This is a genomic window from Pseudanabaena minima str. Chao 2107 (genome assembly GCF_051131155.1).
Classification (GTDB): Bacteria; Cyanobacteriota; Cyanobacteriia; order Pseudanabaenales; family Pseudanabaenaceae; genus Pseudanabaena; species Pseudanabaena minima.
In genome coordinates, this window is the sequence record NZ_CP159508.1 from 5,282,916 (window position 1) to 5,301,973 (window position 19,058).

16 protein-coding genes are annotated in these 19,058 nt (G+C 42.5%); 6 read left to right on the forward strand and 10 right to left on the reverse strand.

The features are described 5' to 3' along the window. Positions 1-68: 68 nt before the first annotated feature. Both ABM313_RS23800 and ABM313_RS23805 read right to left on the reverse strand, forming a co-directional pair. Entirely contained in the window at positions 69-1,718 is a 1,650-nt protein-coding gene (locus ABM313_RS23800) for a protein kinase domain-containing protein (protein WP_434685602.1), read from the reverse strand. Between the two features lie 49 nt (positions 1,719-1,767). Beyond that, entirely contained in the window at positions 1,768-4,005 is a 2,238-nt protein-coding gene (locus ABM313_RS23805) for a GAF domain-containing protein (RefSeq protein ID WP_434685603.1), read from the reverse strand. 349 nt (positions 4,006-4,354) lie between these two features. On the opposite strand from ABM313_RS23805, the gene ABM313_RS23810 reads away from it, so the two are divergent. After that, the gene (locus tag ABM313_RS23810; protein ID WP_434685604.1) at positions 4,355-4,996 is read left to right on the forward strand and encodes a hypothetical protein; all 642 of its coding nucleotides are present in this window, start codon (positions 4,355-4,357) and stop codon (positions 4,994-4,996) included. Between the two features lie 83 nt (positions 4,997-5,079). Further along, positions 5,080-5,658, forward strand: a complete 579-nt coding sequence (locus ABM313_RS23815; protein WP_434685605.1) for a Uma2 family endonuclease — start codon at positions 5,080-5,082, stop codon at positions 5,656-5,658. A gap of 27 nt (positions 5,659-5,685) precedes the next feature. On the opposite strand, the gene ABM313_RS23820 is transcribed toward ABM313_RS23815, so the two are convergent. From ABM313_RS23820 to ABM313_RS23850, 7 genes are all read right to left on the reverse strand, one after another. Next, complete coding sequence (locus tag ABM313_RS23820; RefSeq protein ID WP_190578797.1) at positions 5,686-6,873, reverse strand: LptF/LptG family permease; 1,188 nt, start codon at positions 6,871-6,873, stop codon at positions 5,686-5,688. Positions 6,874-6,975: 102 nt separating this feature from the next. After that, positions 6,976-7,704 (reverse strand): LPS export ABC transporter ATP-binding protein, encoded by a 729-nt coding sequence (lptB, locus tag ABM313_RS23825; RefSeq protein ID WP_434685606.1) that lies wholly within the window; start codon positions 7,702-7,704, stop codon positions 6,976-6,978. 93 nt (positions 7,705-7,797) lie between these two features. Continuing rightward, complete coding sequence (locus ABM313_RS23830; protein ID WP_434685607.1) at positions 7,798-8,409, reverse strand: LptA/OstA family protein; 612 nt, start codon at positions 8,407-8,409, stop codon at positions 7,798-7,800. Beyond that, positions 8,406-9,983, reverse strand: coding sequence for a bifunctional pantoate--beta-alanine ligase/(d)CMP kinase (locus tag ABM313_RS23835; RefSeq protein WP_434685608.1), 1,578 nt, complete (start codon positions 9,981-9,983; stop codon positions 8,406-8,408). The genes ABM313_RS23830 and ABM313_RS23835 overlap by 4 nt, the downstream gene beginning before the upstream one ends. Before the next feature lie 405 nt (positions 9,984-10,388). Continuing rightward, complete coding sequence (locus ABM313_RS23840; protein WP_434685609.1) at positions 10,389-11,501, reverse strand: septal ring lytic transglycosylase RlpA family protein; 1,113 nt, start codon at positions 11,499-11,501, stop codon at positions 10,389-10,391. A 775-nt stretch (positions 11,502-12,276) separates the two neighbouring features. Then, positions 12,277-13,098, reverse strand: coding sequence for an ATP-dependent sacrificial sulfur transferase LarE (larE, locus tag ABM313_RS23845; RefSeq protein WP_434685610.1), 822 nt, complete (start codon positions 13,096-13,098; stop codon positions 12,277-12,279). 134 nt (positions 13,099-13,232) lie between these two features. Further along, positions 13,233-15,947, reverse strand: coding sequence for a valine--tRNA ligase (locus tag ABM313_RS23850; protein ID WP_434685611.1), 2,715 nt, complete (start codon positions 15,945-15,947; stop codon positions 13,233-13,235). Positions 15,948-16,438: 491 nt separating this feature from the next. On the opposite strand from ABM313_RS23850, the gene ABM313_RS23855 reads away from it, so the two are divergent. Beyond that, on the forward strand, positions 16,439-16,891 hold the full coding sequence (locus tag ABM313_RS23855; RefSeq protein ID WP_434685612.1) for a DUF29 domain-containing protein: 453 nt from the start codon (positions 16,439-16,441) through the stop codon (positions 16,889-16,891). A 210-nt stretch (positions 16,892-17,101) separates the two neighbouring features. After that, positions 17,102-17,659 carry a pentapeptide repeat-containing protein gene (locus ABM313_RS23860; RefSeq protein WP_434685613.1) on the forward strand — a complete coding sequence of 186 codons (558 nt, stop codon included), beginning with the start codon at positions 17,102-17,104 and terminating at the stop codon, positions 17,657-17,659. 34 nt (positions 17,660-17,693) lie between these two features. Here the strand turns inward: ABM313_RS23860 and ABM313_RS23865 are convergent, their stop codons facing one another. Continuing rightward, positions 17,694-18,263, reverse strand: coding sequence for a hypothetical protein (locus ABM313_RS23865; protein WP_434685614.1), 570 nt, complete (start codon positions 18,261-18,263; stop codon positions 17,694-17,696). Positions 18,264-18,402: 139 nt separating this feature from the next. On the opposite strand from ABM313_RS23865, the gene ABM313_RS23870 reads away from it, so the two are divergent. Beyond that, the gene (locus tag ABM313_RS23870) at positions 18,403-18,642 is read left to right on the forward strand and encodes an antitoxin (RefSeq protein WP_434685615.1); all 240 of its coding nucleotides are present in this window, start codon (positions 18,403-18,405) and stop codon (positions 18,640-18,642) included. Between the two features lie 2 nt (positions 18,643-18,644). Then, positions 18,645-19,049 carry a type II toxin-antitoxin system VapC family toxin gene (locus ABM313_RS23875; protein ID WP_434685616.1) on the forward strand — a complete coding sequence of 135 codons (405 nt, stop codon included), beginning with the start codon at positions 18,645-18,647 and terminating at the stop codon, positions 19,047-19,049. The last annotated feature ends 9 nt before the right edge of the window (positions 19,050-19,058 follow it).

Genomic DNA, 19,058 nt, shown 5'->3' on the forward strand with positions numbered 1-19,058 from the left:
CTACCATAAGTGAATTTTACAGTGATTGTTGCGATCTATAAAAAATGAGATGCGCCGCATCTCATTTTTTACAAACATATGGGTTTGGTGCGGTTAGCGGCAATCCAACCAGCGATCGGGGCAGAAATTTGGAGCCAGCCTTGCTTTTCGCTCTGCACAGTAATTTGTGTACCATTGTCCAGCTTGCCCACGATCGCAAAATCTACTCCTGCACCCTGACGCACATTGATCGGTGGCTGAGGATCGGAAACTAAACGTTTAGTGTAGTCACATTGGGGATTTTGCAAATTGTTGACAGTATTTTGAGAAGAGCTATATTGAGGATTTGTGCGACTTTGGAACTCTCGGATATAGGTAACATTTTGCATTTCTATGGGTGTTAGTAGCTCTTCAGGAAACTGATCAGGTGCATATAGTGGTTTGTACCAAGGTTGGCTGCTGAAATATGACTGCAATTCAGGATCTTGAAAGCGGCGACCATAACGGGCAAATACTTCATTTCGCATGATATCTAGCTCAAGAGCGCTCTTATTTGCCAAATCTTGCTCATTGATTACCCGTTCTGACAGAAATAAATATTTGGCACTAGGTGAGCTAGAGGTAATCTTCACATCGTTTTTGATCGTGGGTGATGGACGGAGAAACATGGTCGCACCCATAACAGCGATCGCCGATACGATTCCCACGGCAATGAGTACTAAGCGATTTTTATAGACAGATTGCAGATGATCTTGGGGCGCAGCTATTGGTGAAAATTTTGTTGCGACATCATCATTGGGGCTAAAAGTCGATGTTAATTCTGGAAAATTAGTCTGCACAGTCGTAGATAAGACTGTAGGGGCGATTGGTACTTTTAGCTTGTGTAAATCGATCAATACAGCTTCGGCAGACTGATAGCGATCGCGAAAGTCATATTTGACTAATTTATCGATGATTCCTGCAAATTCATCACTGACATGGGCGCGATATTTTAAAGCTGCATGGTCAGGAGATTGTCGCCAAGCTAATTCGCCCGTTTCTAGATTTTCAGATAATAAGTTTGGGGCAACTCCCGTCAGTCCTTGGATAGCGATCGCCCCAACTGCATAAAGGTCACTACAGGGTCTAGGCTTGCCGATCGCCTGCTCATTGGGCATATAACCATCTGTGCCGATGGCAACTGTAGAGCCAATAGTTGAGGCAGCGATCGCCGTTCCCACTTGCTTAACCGCACCAAAATCGATCAAGACTAACCTGCCATCAGTGCGCCGCCGCATGAGGTTAGCGGGTTTAATATCGCGATGGATTGCTCCCTGCTGATGGACAAACGTGAGAATCTCTAGCACATCGATCAAAAATGCGATCGCCTGTGCTTCATTCATCCGTCCCACTGAATAGCCATCAGATGATCGTTCAATCGAAGTGATTTCATTGGTGAGGTCATAGCCATCGACCAACTCTTGCACCAAATAAAACTCATGGGCCTCTGTAAAATGTGCTAGCAAACGTGGAATGCGATCGTGATTACCCAGTTTATGTAAAACCCTTGCCTCAGTCTCAAATAAACGGCTAGCAATCTCCCATATAAAATTCTCGTTAGAGGTCGGTTGTAGTCGCTTGACTACACATTTATGATGGTCGGGCAACTGCAAATCTTCAGCTAAAAAGGTCTGCCCAAATCCTCCACATCCAAGGCTTTGGATGATTTGATATCTGCCACTAATCACTTTGCCAATCATGTGCAGGTAAACCAATTAAAGTAGAAGGGGCGTGACATGCTCCTCTACTTTATAACTTATAGTGCGATCGCGCTATGCGTAAAGCATCAGTTGCTCTTTGAGCCTCGATTGCTACCCGTGATAAGCAAGCATAAATCAACACGACATAATTTGCCCTTACTGCTGATTCGAGTTGACGACATTGATGTGAAAGCGTCAATGCACCGATGTAGTCACTACTTGAGCGCAAGGCATTTAAAGATTGTAATAGGCGGGGCTGATCATTCACGGCAAGAGCCTTGTCGATCGCTTGGATGAGTCGAGGTGTATCTTCTAAATACGAATCAATCACATTCAATAAAAAATCTGTCGCTTTGAGATCATTACCTGCGATCTCTAAAATCGTTTCCATAAACTGTGGCTCGATTGCAGGCTCATCATCATCATGATCCCTATCGAATCCTAAAGTTACATCTACATCAATCTGTTGAGTTTCTTGTTGCGCTTCTGTTTGAGTAGGTTGGGATGTGATTGTTTCTGGTTTTAGTTCAATTGATTGAGATGATGGCGACGTGATGGACTCCATATCTTCGATTGTATCTAATTCGTCTGTTTCTGTTGCGATCACTTCTGGTTCTGAATGTTCTGTTGCGATCGCTTCTGGCTCAGTCTTTTCTGATTCGAGATTTTCTGGCTGAGAGGGTTGTGAATCTGTAATTTCAGTTTCAGCATCTTCTAGAGTGCTTGGTTCAGGTGCTGTGACTTCTATCTCATTCACTGCTAACTGACTTGCTTCTAATTCGTTGATCTTATCTGTCTCTGGACTAGAGTCTGGACTGGGATTCTCTGTCAGGACACTATCTGTCGCAACAGAAGTTTCATCTAATTCAGTTTCTGTAGGTTCAATTTCTTCGGACTCTGACTCGTTGACTGAAATCACTTTGAGATTATCAGGCATAATTACATAGGAGATATCAGCTTTCTCAAACTTGATTGCTGGTTCAACTGGTGTAATATTTTCAGGTATAACAACCTTCTCAAAATCAATCAGTGGTTCAAATGGGGTAATGTCATCATCTTTCTCGAACTCAATCAACGGTTCCAATGGCGTAATATCAACAGAGATATCATCTTGATTAGAAGCGATCGTTTGTAGAACTGTCTCATTATCCTCATCTTCAACCTCAGATAGATCGGCATTAGATTCTGGAACTAAAAAGAGTGGCGGTAAACCGTTTTGAGAAATTGGTTTGTATTCAAAATCTGCAATCTCTTCTGGATTATTATCTATTTCTTCTGATTCACTTTCTTCTGGAGCATTCTCTTGATCATCTAAATTCTGATCGGCTTGACTGACATTTAACTCTAAATCATTAGGTTCTAAATTGTTATCTATAGAATGATCATTCTGTGCATTTCTAGAAGCCTCTTGAGCAACTTCTTGAGCAGCTTCTTGAGTAGTTGGCTCCGTTAGTTCTGAATTACTTGGTGCGCTTTCTGACGTAATATCTGGCGTAATAGTGGCATGAGTTTTACTCTCTGCTATTGCTGCAACTGTTTGCTGTAAATTGTCTAATTCAACCTGTAAAGCTTGCAAATCATCGGTTAGCTCTTGAGACTGTTGACGCAAATTAGTTAAGGCGATAGCAATTCCTATTTGAGAAGCAATTAATGATAGAGAAGTGCGATCGCTATCTGACCAACTGTGATAAGCACTACCATGAAAAGCCACCAGAGTTCCCCAAACTTCTTGACCTGCATAGATCTTATTTGCAGCATAGAATGAAATCCCGATCTGTTCTAGCAGCGTCACGATATGAGACGACAGGCTAGAACTACGAATGCTATCAATGGTCTGAGCAGAATGCTCTGTATGGGTAGACTCGATCATGTGACGAGCCAGTGAAAGCTGTCTTTCGGGCATATCAGCCAAAGATGTTAGCCCTGAGGCGATCGCATCAGTCACAAACTCACCTCGTCCATCAGGGTGACAGCGAAAAATTGCGACCCGATCCACCTGCAATAGTTTTTGAGCGACTTGGACGGCAATTTGTAAAACTAGTTCTAAGGATGGCGATCGCTGAATGGCATCGGCAAGCTGGGCAAGCGCTTTTTCCCTAGCAATGATATTGCTAAAAATATCTGAGTTTGGAGCCTCGGTGGACTGTGCTGATATTAGCTTTTCATACCGCTCTTCCCAGCTAAGTTTATGGACGCGCTCCTGCTGCACCAAGATGGCTTTTAGGTGTTCATAGGCGGCGCGATCGCGGCAAAGGTGGCGGATTTGATCTAAGAGGGTAGAATCCATGAGTACGAACGGCTATCCCCGAATATGTTCTAGCGTTGCTCAGATAGAAAATAAAAATTAAACCCTGTAAGGGTTTTAAAACACAAAACAGCGTAGCCGTTTTGTGTTTTGGCGTAACTCTATCTAGACCATGGATCTTAGCGGACTTGATTTGGCGATCGCATGAGACACAAAGCGTAACTTTGAGCATAACTTTTGTTTTTGCTGTCAAGGCTTGCTATACAAACCATTACAGCAAAACAAGTTAAAATCGTAGTTCAACAATAAAAAACAATAAATAATTTGGAAAAGCCTTGATTTGCCTTGGTTTACCGCTTATTTATTTACAAACTAATGTAAGTTAAAAAATATGGCACGCTATACCCTTGCCCAGAGTCCCGAAGTTGTCTTGACCGTTGCAGGCAAAGATTCGCCAAAAGCGCGTGAAAAGGCGATGGCAGAGCTAATGGAACTGATGGATTCAGGCAAACTTGATACTGATCTTGCCGATGGCTTTAGTCCCGACCAATTTATCGAAGTGAGAGAACTTTCCATGTCTGAAGATCGTGAAGATCCTATTACTCAAGCGGTGCAAGTTTTAAACAATCTTGCAACACTCAAAATCAAAGTGCAAGAACTGCGTTCTGATGCGATGCAGGTGCGATCGCAAATCGATATTTTATTTAGTGATGAGATTGTCACTGAGGAGCAAATCAATAGTCTTAAGGAAGGTTTTAAAACCCTCAAAAGCTTTGCTCAGCTTAATATGAAATTTTTGGATGCGCGATCGCAAGCTGAAAATGCACGTCAAGTCCTTGATGAAGCTCTTAAGTCCCCTAATGCAGAAGTTAAAGCTCCTGTCGAAAGTGTAACTGTAGAAACTTCTGGGGAGATTACTGCTGATCCCGAACCTGTTGCCGTTGGAGCGAATGCTGATGAAGAAGAAACTGTAACGGAAATTGAGGATGCGATCGTTGAAGTCCCTGTGAGCAAATCTACCAAAAAGAAATAACACAAAAAGGCAACGCTTCGCGTTGCCTTTTTGTGTTTTTGGTGAAGTTAAAATTAAATCTATAATCACTAAGTCTAGAAATTATGGTTGCTTTACCTGATCGCTTGTTGATGACCTACGAAGAATATATCGCTTGGGAATCAACCCAAGAAATGCGCCATGAGTTTTGTGATGGTGAAGTAATCGCCATGGCTGGCGGCACTCGTGACCATAATCGTGCTTCAGGCAATTTCTTTAAACTATTAGATAATGCTCTCGCTGATCGACCCTGTGAAGTCTATATCGCTGATGTCAAAGTACAGGTAAAACCTAAACGCAAATATTTTTATCCAGACGTAGTGGTTACCTGCGATGAACGCGATCGCAATGATGCTCTAGTAGTTGCTTTTCCTTGTTTGATTATCGAAGTTCTCTCACCCTCAACAGAAGGCTTTGACCGTGGATTCAAGTTTTCGCAATACCGCCAGTTTGAGACTTTGCAAGAATATGTATTAGTTCAAGTCGAGCAGCCAGTTGTAGAAGTATTTCAGCGAAATGGGCAGGGACAATGGGTATTTTTTGAATATGGTTTAAGCGATCGCCTATTTCTCAAATCCGTAAACGTTGAAATAGCCGTTAGTGATTTATATCAACAAATTCAATTTGAGCAAAAAATAGAATAAAGGTGGCGCAAAGCGATGCCTTCATTCTTATGTAACACGAGCGAGAATAATCAAGCCAGCCGTGATCCCAATTAAATTAGGCATCCATGCAGCAGCGATCGGTGAGAGAAATTCTACTTGACCGAGAGCCCCGCAGATAAATAGCAAGAGATAATAGCCAAAAATAATTAACACACTCAAGCCAAATCCGATCGCTGCCCCAGTGCGCTGAGGACGCATTCCTAGCGATGCACCAACGATCGCAAAGACCACACAGATAAACGGCAGAGCATACTTCTGCTCAAGTCTGACTTCTAGCTTACGGATTTCTTTGGTATTGCCAGATTGTTTGAGCAAATCAATATTACGGCGAATATCAGCAATATTCATTTCTTCAGCACTACGCTGCTCTTGGGCTACGTCAAGGGGGGCGCGAGGTAATTGCAGATTTTGATCATCAAAGCGGAGGATACTGCGGTAATTGCCATCTGGTCCTACCAGATAGGTTGTACCTTTGCTAAATCTCCAAACATTTTGCTCAGGTATCCAAACAGCTGATTCAGCAGCTAAAATTTGCTGAAGTTGTCCTTGCGAAAAATCTAAAACTGTTAAGCCCCGCATCTCTTTGCCATCAAAGCTGCGTGCATAAAAACTTCGTACTAAGCCCTGCTTTGTTGTGCCATCTTCCTGTGGCACTTCTCCATATTGCTGATAAAAAATATCTTGGCTTTTAAACTGCACATTCTCTTGATTTAGAGCCGCTCGTAATGTACTGCGTGATTGCCAGTTTGCCGCAGGAACGATCGCCTCATTAAATACATAGGTCATGCCTGTGACAAATAGGCTTAACACCAACGCAGGCGCAACTAAACGGTAAGCACTTACTCCACAACTGCGTAAAGCCGTTGTCTCCCCATCACCTGACATGCGGCTATAGGAAAGCAATGTTGCTAACAACATCGACATCGGGAATGAGTACACCATGAAGCCTGGGATTTGGTAACCAAAAATCTGAAACGCTGTCAAAACGCTTAATCCCGCATCAGTAATCAGGCGAATCAGTTCAAATAGAGAGCCAATCGCTAAAATCACAGAGGAAAATGCGCCAACCCCAAACAAAAATGGGGTCAACATTTGCGTGAATAAATAGCGATCCATGATCGACAATCTCGGTAGCCATCCTAGCGACACGTTTGTAACTTTTTTCCTTGGTTGAGTCGTTTGTAAGGTTGCCATTTCCTTTATCGAGATTACAGGTTTTTGGAGTATTCATCAAAACCAATTTTGTAGGATTTGTTTTGACATGGGTAGGACGAATCTTTATAAATGGTCGATGGGTCAAAAATGAAACTTTTCACCGAGATAATATTTGCGAACATCAGGATCGTCCGCTAATTCTCGACTAGAACCGTCGGCAAAAACTTCGCCTTCACGCATGATATATGCGCGATCGGTAATTGTTAAAGTCTCGCGGACATTATGATCAGTAATTAACACTCCCATATTGCGATCGCGTAGGTTGCTGATGATGGTTTGAATTTCACTAACAGCGATGGGATCGATACCCGCAAAAGGTTCATCTAGCAAGATAAACTTGGGTCCTTCTTGCCCAACCGCCAACGCTCTCGCGATTTCAGTACGCCGACGTTCGCCCCCCGACACTTGAATTCCCATCGTATCAGCAATTTTGGTCAGACGAAACTCTTCTAACAATGTACGCAGTCGATGAATCTGTAATTGCTTTGGTACGTTGGTTTGCTGCATCACCAGTAGTAGATTATCACGCACCGATAATTGCCTAAAGATGGTAGCTTCTTGGGCTAGGTACGCCATGCCCATGCGTGCCCTTTTATGAATTGGTAAACGGGTAATATCTTGTTGATCGAGCCAGACACTGCCACTATCGGGCTGAATTAATCCTGTTGCCATATAAAACGATGTAGTTTTGCCAGCACCATTTGGTCCTAGCAGTCCAACAATTTCCCCCTGCTTAACGGTGAGGCTCACTTGCTGAACAACCTGCCTGCCACTGTAGCTTTTACTAACGTTATCAAGGGAGATTTGCATTACTCAATTTGTTTGGGAAATTTGAAAATTTAACACTGAACTTACTTATGGCAAAGCAGTTTTTATAGCTTTAGACATCAATAAACATCAACATTACTTACCATCAGGAATAATTTCCTGTGGTTTTGGTTGTAACGTTTCAGGAGGAATTATTGAGGTGGGGGGACTGACCTGCTGTTTTTTAAAGGCAGGTTTGATCTGGGTGACAGGTGTTGCTGAAGTTGCAGGCGTACTAGCAACATCACGATCAGGTACTACATAAATGGTTTCAACCTGCTGGTTATCGGGGGGAGCCGCAACAAATTTACCTTCACTGACGAGATAGGTGATAGTTTGGGCTTTGATGCTATTGACACCCTCTTGGGTAACAATCACATTACCTGTTAAAACTACACGCTGCTCTTTAGAAAAATACTGTGCTTGCTCTGCGACCGCATCAATCTGTCGGGCGGGATAAGTCATTTTGACGTTGCCAGTTGCGGTAACTACACCTGTGATCGAGTTAGCCTCTTGGACATCAGCACGGATTGTCAGAGCTGTGTTAGTTTGGGCTTGAGTTGATGACAGTGAGCTAGAGGCGATCGCCAAAACTGGAATTGCTATTAAAAATAGTTTGGTGATTGGTGATTGGTAATGATTTTTTCTTTTTGCCTTGTTGCCTTTTCCTTGTAACAGCGATTGGTAAATCATGCTTAATGGCTTCATAGGTTTTGTACCTTTTGTTCATACAAATTTACAATGGCTGCGACCACTTCTTCTATAGTTAGACCATCTGTATTGACTAAAGTTGCATCTTCAGCCTGAGTTAGAGGTGAATGGTCGCGGGTGGAGTCTTTGCGATCGCGTTCTTGGATTTCATGCTCAAGGGTAGCGAGGTCAGGGGCGACTTGACCTTGAGCAATCAGATCAGCTTGACGACGCTTGGCGCGCTCTTCTGCCGAAGCAGTCAAAAAAACTTTAACTTCTGCATCAGGAAATACATGGGTTCCAATGTCTCGCCCTTCCATCACTACACCACCTGTCTGCCCGATCAGTTGCTGCTGCTTTACCAAAATTTCACGCACGGCGGCTTGGGCGGCGATTGCTGATACGTTTGCAGTGACTTCAGGGGTGCGAATCTCCGTGGTGATATCTTCGCCATTGAGCAAAACCTGCATCGGCTTACCTGCAATCGGATTAGCAAATAGTTGAATTTTTGAGTTGGCGGCGATCTCTTGCACTTTGTCTTGCTCTCGTAAATCAATACCTTCGCGCAACACAGCAAGGGTAACACTACGATACATAGCGCCCGTATCTAAAAATAATAAACCTAATTTATTTGCTACTTGTTTGGTAACTGTAGATTTGCCCGCACCTGCGGGACCATCGATCGCAATGATCGGTTTTCTAGGGGTGATAGTATGACTCAGCAAAATATTATCGATCAAGCGTGTGTTTCCAATTCGAGCCGCGATCGCGAGCATTAACTCTGCTTCAGAAGTAATTTGAGTACATGGTTGCAAGGTCTTGGCATCGACTAATTCAATATACTCTAGATTAATTTCAGGGAGCTTCGCCAAATAATTTTGTGCTGCCTCAATAATTTGGGCTGGATCACAAAGTTCATAACAAAGAAAAAATTGCTGTTGAGCCTGCCGTAGACTTTGATAAATATGAGCTGCTAAAACGCGATCTTTGATGGATAGGTATTGATTGCGGGAACTGTAGGCTAAGCCGCTTGGTTCTCGTACTGTCGGACAGCCAATAATCTCCACAGGCAAGTTTAAATCAACCACCAATTTACGAATAATCGCTAGTTGCTGACCATCTTTACAGCCAAAATAAGCTCGATCAGGTTGTACTGTATTCAAGAGCTTGGTCACGATTGTGGCTACACCTTGAAAATGTCCAACCCGCGATCGCCCACACAGAATATTAGTCATTGCTGGTGGCGGTATTACTTGGGTGACTTTGCTAATGTCATTTATGCCCATCTCTTGAGGATCTGGTGCAAAAATTGCATCAACTCCTGCATTTTCACAAAGTTGGCGATCATGATCTAAAGTGCGCGGATATTTATCAAAATCTTCACCTGCCCCGAATTGCAAAGGATTGACAAAAATGCTGACAACTAGGCAAGCATTTTCAGTTCTAGCCCGATCAATTAGGCTCAAATGCCCAATGTGCAAAGCCCCCATTGTTGGTACAAGTCCAATAGATACTTGTCCTAAGGACTGTTGTGATTTTTGTGCCTTTAAGTAATTACGCAAAGAAGCGATTGTAGTAAGTAGCTGTGTCAAGCAATCAACCTCAACGAAATCACCATAAAAAGCATAGCTGTCTCAGGTAGGAGATGACTATGCTTTTTATAATCGATCATACAAAAAGAGAGTGCTTTGCACTCTCTTTTTATTATTTAGCAGCAATTCTCATTATCAAAATATGTTTTTTGAAAGATTGCCGTAGGCAATCTTTCAAAAAACATATTTTAGTGTTTCCATTGACTTCGGCGATGGAAACACTAAAATCGCTTTCATAATGGGAATTCTGGTTATAGCAATGTAAGTTTTGCTTAGGACATAAAACCAAAAAGATGAGTGGCGGCGCGAAGCGCCGCCACTCATCTTTTTGGTTTTGATTTGTCTAGCTATTTAGTGAGTTCGATATAGCCATTTGCGGCGTGTTTAGCACGCCGCAAATGACGTTTATTTAGACAATACTTCGAGTCTGACGGGAGCAACTCCAGAAGAAATTAGACCAATGACATTAGCGGCTGCTGTAGAAATATCAATCACTCGACCATGGGCATAGGGACCACGATCATTAATCCGTACTACTACAGATTGGTTATTATCCATGTTCACAACCCTAACCAAAGTACCAAAGGGCAAACTGGGATGAGCCGCAGTCAAATCATTAGCATTAAAGATTTCGCCACTGGCACTGTAGTTTCCATCAAAACCAGGTCCGTACCAAGAAGCCATGCCAGACATAACACCCACAATACGACTGTTTAATGCTGGGGTTGAGGATGATCTAGCAGCAAGATTTTTCTTTGGCGCATTGACCACCTCTAAGACAGGATTCGCGCCACCGAGCAGTCGGCGGAGCAGATTTGCTGACTCTAAAACATCCTGCGTTTGATTTTGTAAGGATTCCGGGAAAACTGCTTGCTGATCAAATTTCAACATGCCGCGATCGCCTAATTTGATCACATAGTTGCCATTTTTCCAAGCTGGGATGATTTTACTTGCGTCGATACCATCACGATTAAGTTGATTAATCAGGGCAGCGGCGGCGGTAGCTCTTTCGACAGGGTTTGCTGAAGTTAGCAGGTTTTCAGAGCTATCATCGGCGGATTTAGCCGGACTATCTGAGTTACTAGGGGCTAAATTAGTAGTACTGGTTGTTAGCTTTAGGGATTCAGAGTTCTTTTTGGTTTCGCCCTTAATTTCGCTTTTAGTTTTTGATGTGTCGGAGGAGTTATTTTCTGAAACTGATTTTGCAGATTCTTCAGATTCAATATAAGTAACTACAGGAATACCACGGACGTATACTGTGGCAGCATTTTTGCCATTTAATTTGTGAGTATGGATGCGAGCGATCGAATCATCTTTAGTTCTAGTTAATGCTTGCGATCGCGTTTCACCCACCTTTAAAGAATTAGAAGGGTTAGATAGAGAAGTAGATACACTAGTAGCTTTGACTTCTGTTTGAGATCCTGTTTGAGCCTGTGCGCTATGGCTAGCAAGACTTGAGACGATAGCAAGAGCTACTACTGAGGTAGAGAGAGTGTAGCTCCAGTTCCAATTAAGCATAGGTAAAGCAGAAAAGAAGATAAACGACTAAGTTATTGATGGAAGCTTGACTGTTAAGGGTTTACAAACAAAATTATTGATAAGTAGTTTCGCTAATTTAGAGACAAAACATTAATAACTTTGCTTATGTTGTTCAGATTAACATGGTTATTCAAAATGACAATAATTTACCAGTCAAATCCTTTCTGCAAAAGGCTTGTAGGCTTTCTTTCTTGCTAAAAATTGAAATTTTGCTTCTTTCTCATTAGAATTCTTTATAAAAATGGAACTTTGTGACAATAGTCACAAAAAAATATCCATAAAAGTATGTCTTTAGATGTAGGTATTTTTGCTGTCAAACAAGTTTTATATGCATAACGCCTCAATATACAAGAAAATTTCAGTTTGGTTGACAATTCCCCTTGAGTTTTGTTCGTATGTAAACCTTATGAAGACGTGATCTCAGAAATAAAGTGTCAGAAATAGTAATAAATCAACCTAAAGATAGATACTAAAACCCAACTTATAGAAACTATTTAGAATTATTCTGATAAATATGTTCGATTTAAACTAAATTTAGATTTTTGCGTTAAAAAAATCGTAACTGGCTCAGAATAACTAAGAAGTTAAGCAAAACCTTTCAAGATAAAGTATAAGAATTTTTAATCAATCGACAGAAACTTTTTCAAAAATCTTCAAAAAATCAGGATGTTTTACCCAAAAAGAGTCTGCACTTTGTGCAGACTCTTTTTGGGATTTATACCAATTCGCAAAAGTGTCGTCACACTTTTGCGAATTAAAAAGCGATCGCATCATTCAGTTTGCCACTGCGAAAACCTTCTAAATCCAAGGTGATCGAACTAAATCCATATTCACGAAAGGTTTTAGTCAGATCAGCGATCGCCATAAAGTTCATAAATTCGAGCAGGCGATCTCTTGAAACTTCGATTTTTGCCGTATCACCCATGGATCGCACACGAATATCGCCTTTCCAGCCATGATCGCGTAGATACTGTTCTGCATTGCCTACACGACGTAATTTCTCGATTGTAATCTCTTCGCCATAGGGAAATCGCGAACTGAGGCATGGTTGCGAAGGCTTATCCCACCAAGGCATTCCTAAATATTGCGATAACATACGGACTTCGATTTTGCTAATTCCCACTTCAGCAAGAGGCGATCGCACGCCGCGTTCTTTTGCTGCTTGAATTCCTGGTCGATAATCTTGCAAATCATCAGCATTTAAGCCATCGACAACATAGCTATAGCCCATGCTTTTCGCCAATGGCTTGAGCGTGTCGTGTAGTTCACTTTTGCAGAAATAGCAACGATTAATTGGGTTAGAGGTGTAGTTTGGGTTATTCATCTCATCGGTTTGGACGATTTGATGTTTGATGCCTATAAATTCCGCTTGTACTTGAGCCGCAGCAAGATCGGCGGGTAGTAATGATGGGGAATTTGCCGTAATTGCTAAAGCGCGATCGCCTAAAACATCAAAGGCAACCTTGGCAACAAGAGTACTATCAATACCGCCTGAATAAGCTACCAGTACTCGCGATGACTCATTAAATATTTGACGTAAGCGATCGAGCTTGTCGGATAGGGTAGCGTTTAACATCTCAATAAATTAATTATTACTTGCAGTTGCTGAGAGATTGAGATCTCCGACTTTTTCTTTGCAGCCAAAGATTACTTATGTTAGTCAAAGAAAAAGTCGGAGATCTGGGCAGGCAGATCTAGGCAATTACTAATTTATTTTTGTAACTGAGCTAGACGTGCTTTGAGAATCTCTTGTTGTTTCAAAGATTCCTCCAGTTCTGCACGGGCAGTTGCCACCACTTCAGGTGGGGCTTTTTTGACATAGCCTTCATTGTTTAAACGACCTTGAGTCGAAGCGATCGCTCCTTCCAACTTCTTGAGACTGCGTTCTAGCTTGGCAACCAATTGGGCAATATCGACAACACCGACTAGTGACACGATCGCCTGTACCGTCCCAACAACACCTGCGATCGCCTCTTCGGTTACTGATTCATCGACGGTTGCCACAACTGCCAAATCTTCGACCCTTGCCAAGTCAAGAATATAGCTTTGTCCTGCTTCTAGTAATGTTCTTTCGCGATCGCTGTCGGATTGTAAAATCACCTTCACCTTCAGGCTAGGCTTAATTTCAGCTTCAGCACGAAGATTGCGAATGGTGCGGATTGTGCCAATGATTAACTTGAATTGTTCTTCTAATTCTTCATTAATGTGGGTGGTGTCAACTGCGGGATAGGGTTGAATCGCTAGCACTGGGCGATCGCTGGATGGCTCACTTGTACCGTAGGTAAGTAGTTGCCAGATTTCCTCAGTGACGTGGGGCATAAATGGATGCAGTAAGCGCAAAATCCCATCGAGGACAAAGGCAAGGGTTTGCTGAACGGTGGCGCGAGAAGTAGGGTCGGCAGTTTCCTGTAAACGTGACTTAACTAGCTCAATATACCAATCGCAGAAATCACCCCAGAAGAACTCATAGAGGCTCTTGGTTGCTTCGCCCATGCTATAGGCATCAAGCTGTTCACGCACTTGCAAAACTGTCTGGTAGTAACGCGACAAAATCCAGCGATCGGCAAGTTCTAAATTCTCAACTTGGAGCGTAGCGGAGTCACGCTCCAAGTTGAGATTCATCATTACAAATCGCGAAGCATTCCAGAGCTTATTGGCAAAGTTTCGGGCTGTCTCTACGGTTGTTGATTCATCAGTTTTGCGATTGTAATCAAGGCGAATATCTTGCCCTGCGCCTGTTACCTCCTTAACGAGCGAATAGCGCAACGCATCAGTTCCATATTTATTAATGAGAACTAATGGATCGATGCCATTATTTTTGGATTTAGACATCTTCTGATTGTTTTCATCGCGCACCAGTCCATGAATATAGACCGTATGAAAAGGCATCTTGCCTGTGAAATAGCCCGCCATCATCGTCATCCGTGCGACCCAGAAGAAAATAATGTCAAACCCAGTAACTAGAACACTTGTGGGATAAAAAGTCGCCAAGTCCTGTGTCTGCTCTGGCCAGCCCAAAGTCGAGAATGGCCATAAACCTGATGAGAACCATGTATCGAGTACATCTGGATCGCGTTCTAAAGTTATATCTTCACCAAATTTCGCCTTAGCTTGTGTATATGCCTCAGCCTCAGTCCGTGCTACAAAAATTGTGCCGTCGGGTGCATACCAAGCAGGAATTTGATGTCCCCACCATAGTTGACGGGAAATACACCAATCTTTGAGGCGAATTAGCCAATCACGGTAAACTTTCCCCCAGCGATCGGGTACGAAGGTGGGAGAGTTTTGCTTATCAAACTGTTCTAGCGCAAAGTCTGATAGGGGCTTAATATTCACAAACCACTGAATTGAGAGCAATGGTTCGACAGGTACTTTGCCGCGCTCCGAATAGGGAACAGTATGGGTATAGTCTTCAATTTTTTCTAATAATCCCAATTGTTCGAGCTTTGCCACGACGTTTTTACGCGCTACAAAGCGATCTTGTCCTTGGAACTCGCCGCCATTCTCATTGATCGAGCCATCTTTATTGAGAATATTGATCAAGGGAAGCTGATGCCGTTTACCCATCTCAAAGTCATTAGGGTCATGGGCAGGTGTAATCTTAACGCAACCACTACCAAAGGCTTTATCGACATATTGATCTCCAATGATCGGAATCTCGCGATTCATGATTGGTAACATGATCGTCTTGCCAATTAGATGCTTGTAGCGATCGTCTTCAGGATTGACAGCCACAGCTGTATCACCCAACATTGTCTCTGGTCGGGTAGTCGCTACCACTAGATGTCCAGAGCGATCGGCTAAAGGATAGCGAAAATGCCAGAGATGACCATTTACTTCTTTGCTATCAACTTCTAGATCAGATACGGCGGATTGCGATTCGGGACACCAGTTAACTAGATATTCACCCCGATAAATTAAGCCAGCCTCATAGAGTTTGACAAAGGCTTCGGTGACAGAATTTGATAAGCCTTCATCCATTGTGAAGCGTTCACGAGTCCAGTCGGCGGATACACCTAAGCGCCTCAACTGCGAAACAATCGTACCGCCCGATTCCGCTTTCCACTTCCATGCTCTCTCTAAAAACTGCTCGCGTCCAATCTCTTGATTGGTTTTGCCTTCAGCTTTGATCTGTTTATCGAGAATTGTCTGCACAGCAATGCTGGCATGATCTGTACCTGGTAACCACAGGGCATTAAACCCACGCATCCGATGATAGCGAATCAGGATATCGATTAATACTTCTTGAAAAGCATGACCCATGTGCAAACTACCCGTGACATTGGGTGGTGGAATCATGATGCAGTAAGGTTCTTTTTCGCTTTCGCTGGCAGCTACAAATACGCCACTTTCCTCCCAATATTTTTGCCATTTGGCTTCAGATTCGAGAGGATTGTATTGTTTGGGAAGTTCGGTCGTACTCATAGCAGGTTACTGAAAATTTAGACAAAAGTAATGGGCAACTTAACAATGCTTTGCGTTCAGACTCGAACCAAGAGATTTTTAGAAAGTGTTGCAAAGCAACACTTTCTAAAAATCTCTTGGTTCGTTTGCTCGAAAATCGCTGTAATTAAAGTTTATATTTAGCTTATATCTTATAGTGTTTTCCAGACCATAGGAAAGCCCCTGATGGTATTGCTTACAACTAGACCTTAGTGATGCGGCGCTTCGCGCCGCATCACTAAGGTCTAGTTGTAGACTGGGAAGGCAGGGCTTCCGCATAAAAAACAGAAGGCTTACCCAGTAACGATTTTGGTTCTAAGTATTTTTACTTACTCGCTTTTGGGCTGCTTGACATCCAAGGGTTCCAGATTTTTTATGCGGTTGCCCTGACTGGGAAGGGAGTAGCTCAATCTGTCCTAATGCTATTTATGTAGAATATGTAGAATTTATAACCAAAAATCCAATGAGGCAATATGACTCAAGCAATTGCACCATCATTATCTTTGTACGATCGCGATCTTGATCTATGGCTAGAGACTGCGATCGCCCAATTGAAGGCGGGTGACTTTCAAAATCTTGATGTCGAAAATTTAATAGAGGAGTTAGAGGGTTTGTCAGGTAGTAATAAGCGCGAGGTAGAAACTAGGCTCAAAAGGTTGCTCGAACATATTCTGAAACGATGCTATGTTGATATGCCTGACTGTTATCGAGGCTGGTTGTTAACAATATTCGAGCAACGCGATGAACTAAAAACGCTGCTAAGGCAGTCACCTAGCCTCAAGCGTCACTTCTTGAAAATGTTTGATGATTGCTTTGAAACTTCCTTAAAGCGGATCAAGATTGAATATCCTGACTACCAATTTCCAGATACATGGCAATTTGGTCGCGATATCGACACAATGCTCAATGTTGATTTTTGGGAATAGCGATCGCATTGAGTAGACACTGGTTGTTATCACGTTGTGATATGTAGCTTTTATGATTTTGGCTTGAGATGAAAGCTTAAAGTGAGCTAAAATTTTAGCTCAGAACGAAATTTTCAAATCAATTTACTAGTTGCTGGCGATCACTATATTTTTATTGGCAGTAATTCAAGATAATTAACTAAGCAATACCATTTTGTTAGGAGTACCACTTTGGAAGTCGCGCAACTGTTGGAACTATATAGACAGGGACAACGTAACTTTTCTAACATAGATCTCAGTAACGCTCAACTACGCAGTGTTGTCTTAATTGGTATTGATTTGCGTGGCTCGACCTTAAATAAGGCTGATCTGAGTAGTGCTAATTTAATTGAGGCAAATTTGACAGGGGCTAACTTGATTGAAACCAATCTCAGGGGAGCTTTACTCAGAGGAGCCAATTTTTCGGATGCAGATCTAAGTTGGGCAAATTTAACTTGGTCAAACTCTTCTAATAGTAAATTTATTCGAGCTAATTTGAGTGTTACTAATTTTAGTGGTGCAAATCTGATAGAGGCTGATTTTACAGGCTCAATTATGAAGGGTTCTAATCTGCGGGGCACAAATTTGCGGGGTGCAATTTTCAAGAATTTACGAACTTGTGCGGATACGGAGTTTACGGGGGTTCGGAATTTGGACGAGCGCACTCGCCTATATCTTTGTACGATCGCGAGTGGTACGCACCCATTCACCAAAAATGACAGCCGTCAAACTTTAGGTTGTCCAATTTAATTACGGGAGACGCTTCGTGCCGCCCGTAATTGTTTTATGGTTGCTCTGTAAGTTGGAGTAAATAAGGAAAAGAGGTGTTTTCTTCGTAAGAGCCAACCCACACTTCATAGGTTCCTTCTAGCCAGTCGCCGCCAATTTCTGGGTTGCGATCGCTTACATCGTCACTACACCAACTGCCCCCAGGTCCGCGCACTAGTAGAATTGTATCGCCTGAGCTTTTGACTTGCATTTTTAGAGAACGAAATGGTTTTGTCAGGGTGATCCTGTGATCAGGCTCTGCATCAACAAACCCAATGCAGTCGCCTGTCTCGGTTACTTTACGTCCTGATTTTTTTTGAGTTTCAACTCCACCGCCACTAATCCCCCGCAGTTCGATCTCTTTCGGCGTAAATCTTGGTGCGATCGCAATGTCTTCAAACATTTTTACGAAACTAGCTTTTTTGCTTGAGGGAATTACTGGTTTCTCTGGTCGCGAGATCTCGATTGACGTTGTTGTGTTTGGTGTTGCGGGCTTGGGCTGCGATCGCACTGCTGTAGCCACAGCTAACATTGTGGTGGTCATAGCTGCAAGGGTAATTAGCGATCGCGCTGCAAATTTTCTCATGACACAAATATATTGGCTCTAAGAGGTGGATTTTAGCATTAGCCACAACGGAAAACCAGATTCTTTTATAATCGAGCCAGAGGTGGTATTGCGATCTCCGAGCTAAACTAAAAACGAATTTTTACAGTGAGGCAAAATTATGGTTACTCAATATCAAGTTCGGTTGTTTCATAATGGACGCAATCAAACTTTGAATATTCCTCATGCGTTGGAGATGCCTAGTAATGATGTGGTTATTCGTAGAGATGGTGAAAGGCTAATTATTGAGCCATTTAAGAAAAAATCTTTATTGGAGTTATTGGCAACATTGGAAGATATTGATGAAGATTTTCCCAACGTTGATGAGGGTCTAATTCCACTTGATAACATTCAGTTTTAGCTATGACTTATCGCTATTTGCTAGATACAAATATTGTCTCGGATTTGGTCAAACATCCTACGGGAAAGGTTGCTCAACGTATTGATGAAGTTGGGGAATTGAGTATCTGTACCAGTATTATTGTTGCTTCTGAGCTACGGTTTGGCGTAGAAAAAAGTAGTTCATCTCGATTAAAACAACAAGTAGATCAAATCCTTGAATTAATGGTGGTGTTACCCCTTGAGTCTCCTGTTGAGTTTTATTATGCTGAGATTCGGGCATATTTAGAGCGAGAGGGAATACCGATTGGAGCTAATGATTTGCTGATTGCGGCGCATGGTTTAGCGCTCAATCTAACGGTAGTGACAGCAAATATACGTGAATTTTCCCGTGTGCCAAATTTGGCGGTTGAGAATTGGTTGATTTAAAAATCCTGA

Bases quoted from the DNA above. Each gene is read 5' to 3' on its own strand.
- ABM313_RS23815 (WP_434685605.1), top strand. From the start codon at position 5,080: ATGGTTGCTTTACCTGATCGCTTGTTGATGACCTACGAAGAATATATC.
- ABM313_RS23800 (WP_434685602.1), bottom strand. From the start codon at position 1,718: ATGATTGGCAAAGTGATTAGTGGCAGATATCAAATCATCCAAAGCCTT.
- ABM313_RS23855 (WP_434685612.1), top strand. From the start codon at position 16,439: ATGACTCAAGCAATTGCACCATCATTATCTTTGTACGATCGCGATCTT.
- ABM313_RS23820 (WP_190578797.1), bottom strand. From the start codon at position 6,873: ATGGCAACCTTACAAACGACTCAACCAAGGAAAAAAGTTACAAACGTG.
- ABM313_RS23850 (WP_434685611.1), bottom strand. From the start codon at position 15,947: ATGAGTACGACCGAACTTCCCAAACAATACAATCCTCTCGAATCTGAA.
- ABM313_RS23865 (WP_434685614.1), bottom strand. From the start codon at position 18,263: ATGAGAAAATTTGCAGCGCGATCGCTAATTACCCTTGCAGCTATGACC.
- ABM313_RS23840 (WP_434685609.1), bottom strand. From the start codon at position 11,501: ATGCTTAATTGGAACTGGAGCTACACTCTCTCTACCTCAGTAGTAGCT.
- ABM313_RS23810 (WP_434685604.1), top strand. From the start codon at position 4,355: ATGGCACGCTATACCCTTGCCCAGAGTCCCGAAGTTGTCTTGACCGTT.
- ABM313_RS23830 (WP_434685607.1), bottom strand. From the start codon at position 8,409: ATGAAGCCATTAAGCATGATTTACCAATCGCTGTTACAAGGAAAAGGC.
- ABM313_RS23870 (WP_434685615.1), top strand. From the start codon at position 18,403: ATGGTTACTCAATATCAAGTTCGGTTGTTTCATAATGGACGCAATCAA.
- ABM313_RS23805 (WP_434685603.1), bottom strand. From the start codon at position 4,005: ATGGATTCTACCCTCTTAGATCAAATCCGCCACCTTTGCCGCGATCGC.
- larE (WP_434685610.1), bottom strand. From the start codon at position 13,098: ATGTTAAACGCTACCCTATCCGACAAGCTCGATCGCTTACGTCAAATA.
- lptB (WP_434685606.1), bottom strand. From the start codon at position 7,704: ATGCAAATCTCCCTTGATAACGTTAGTAAAAGCTACAGTGGCAGGCAG.
- ABM313_RS23875 (WP_434685616.1), top strand. From the start codon at position 18,645: ATGACTTATCGCTATTTGCTAGATACAAATATTGTCTCGGATTTGGTC.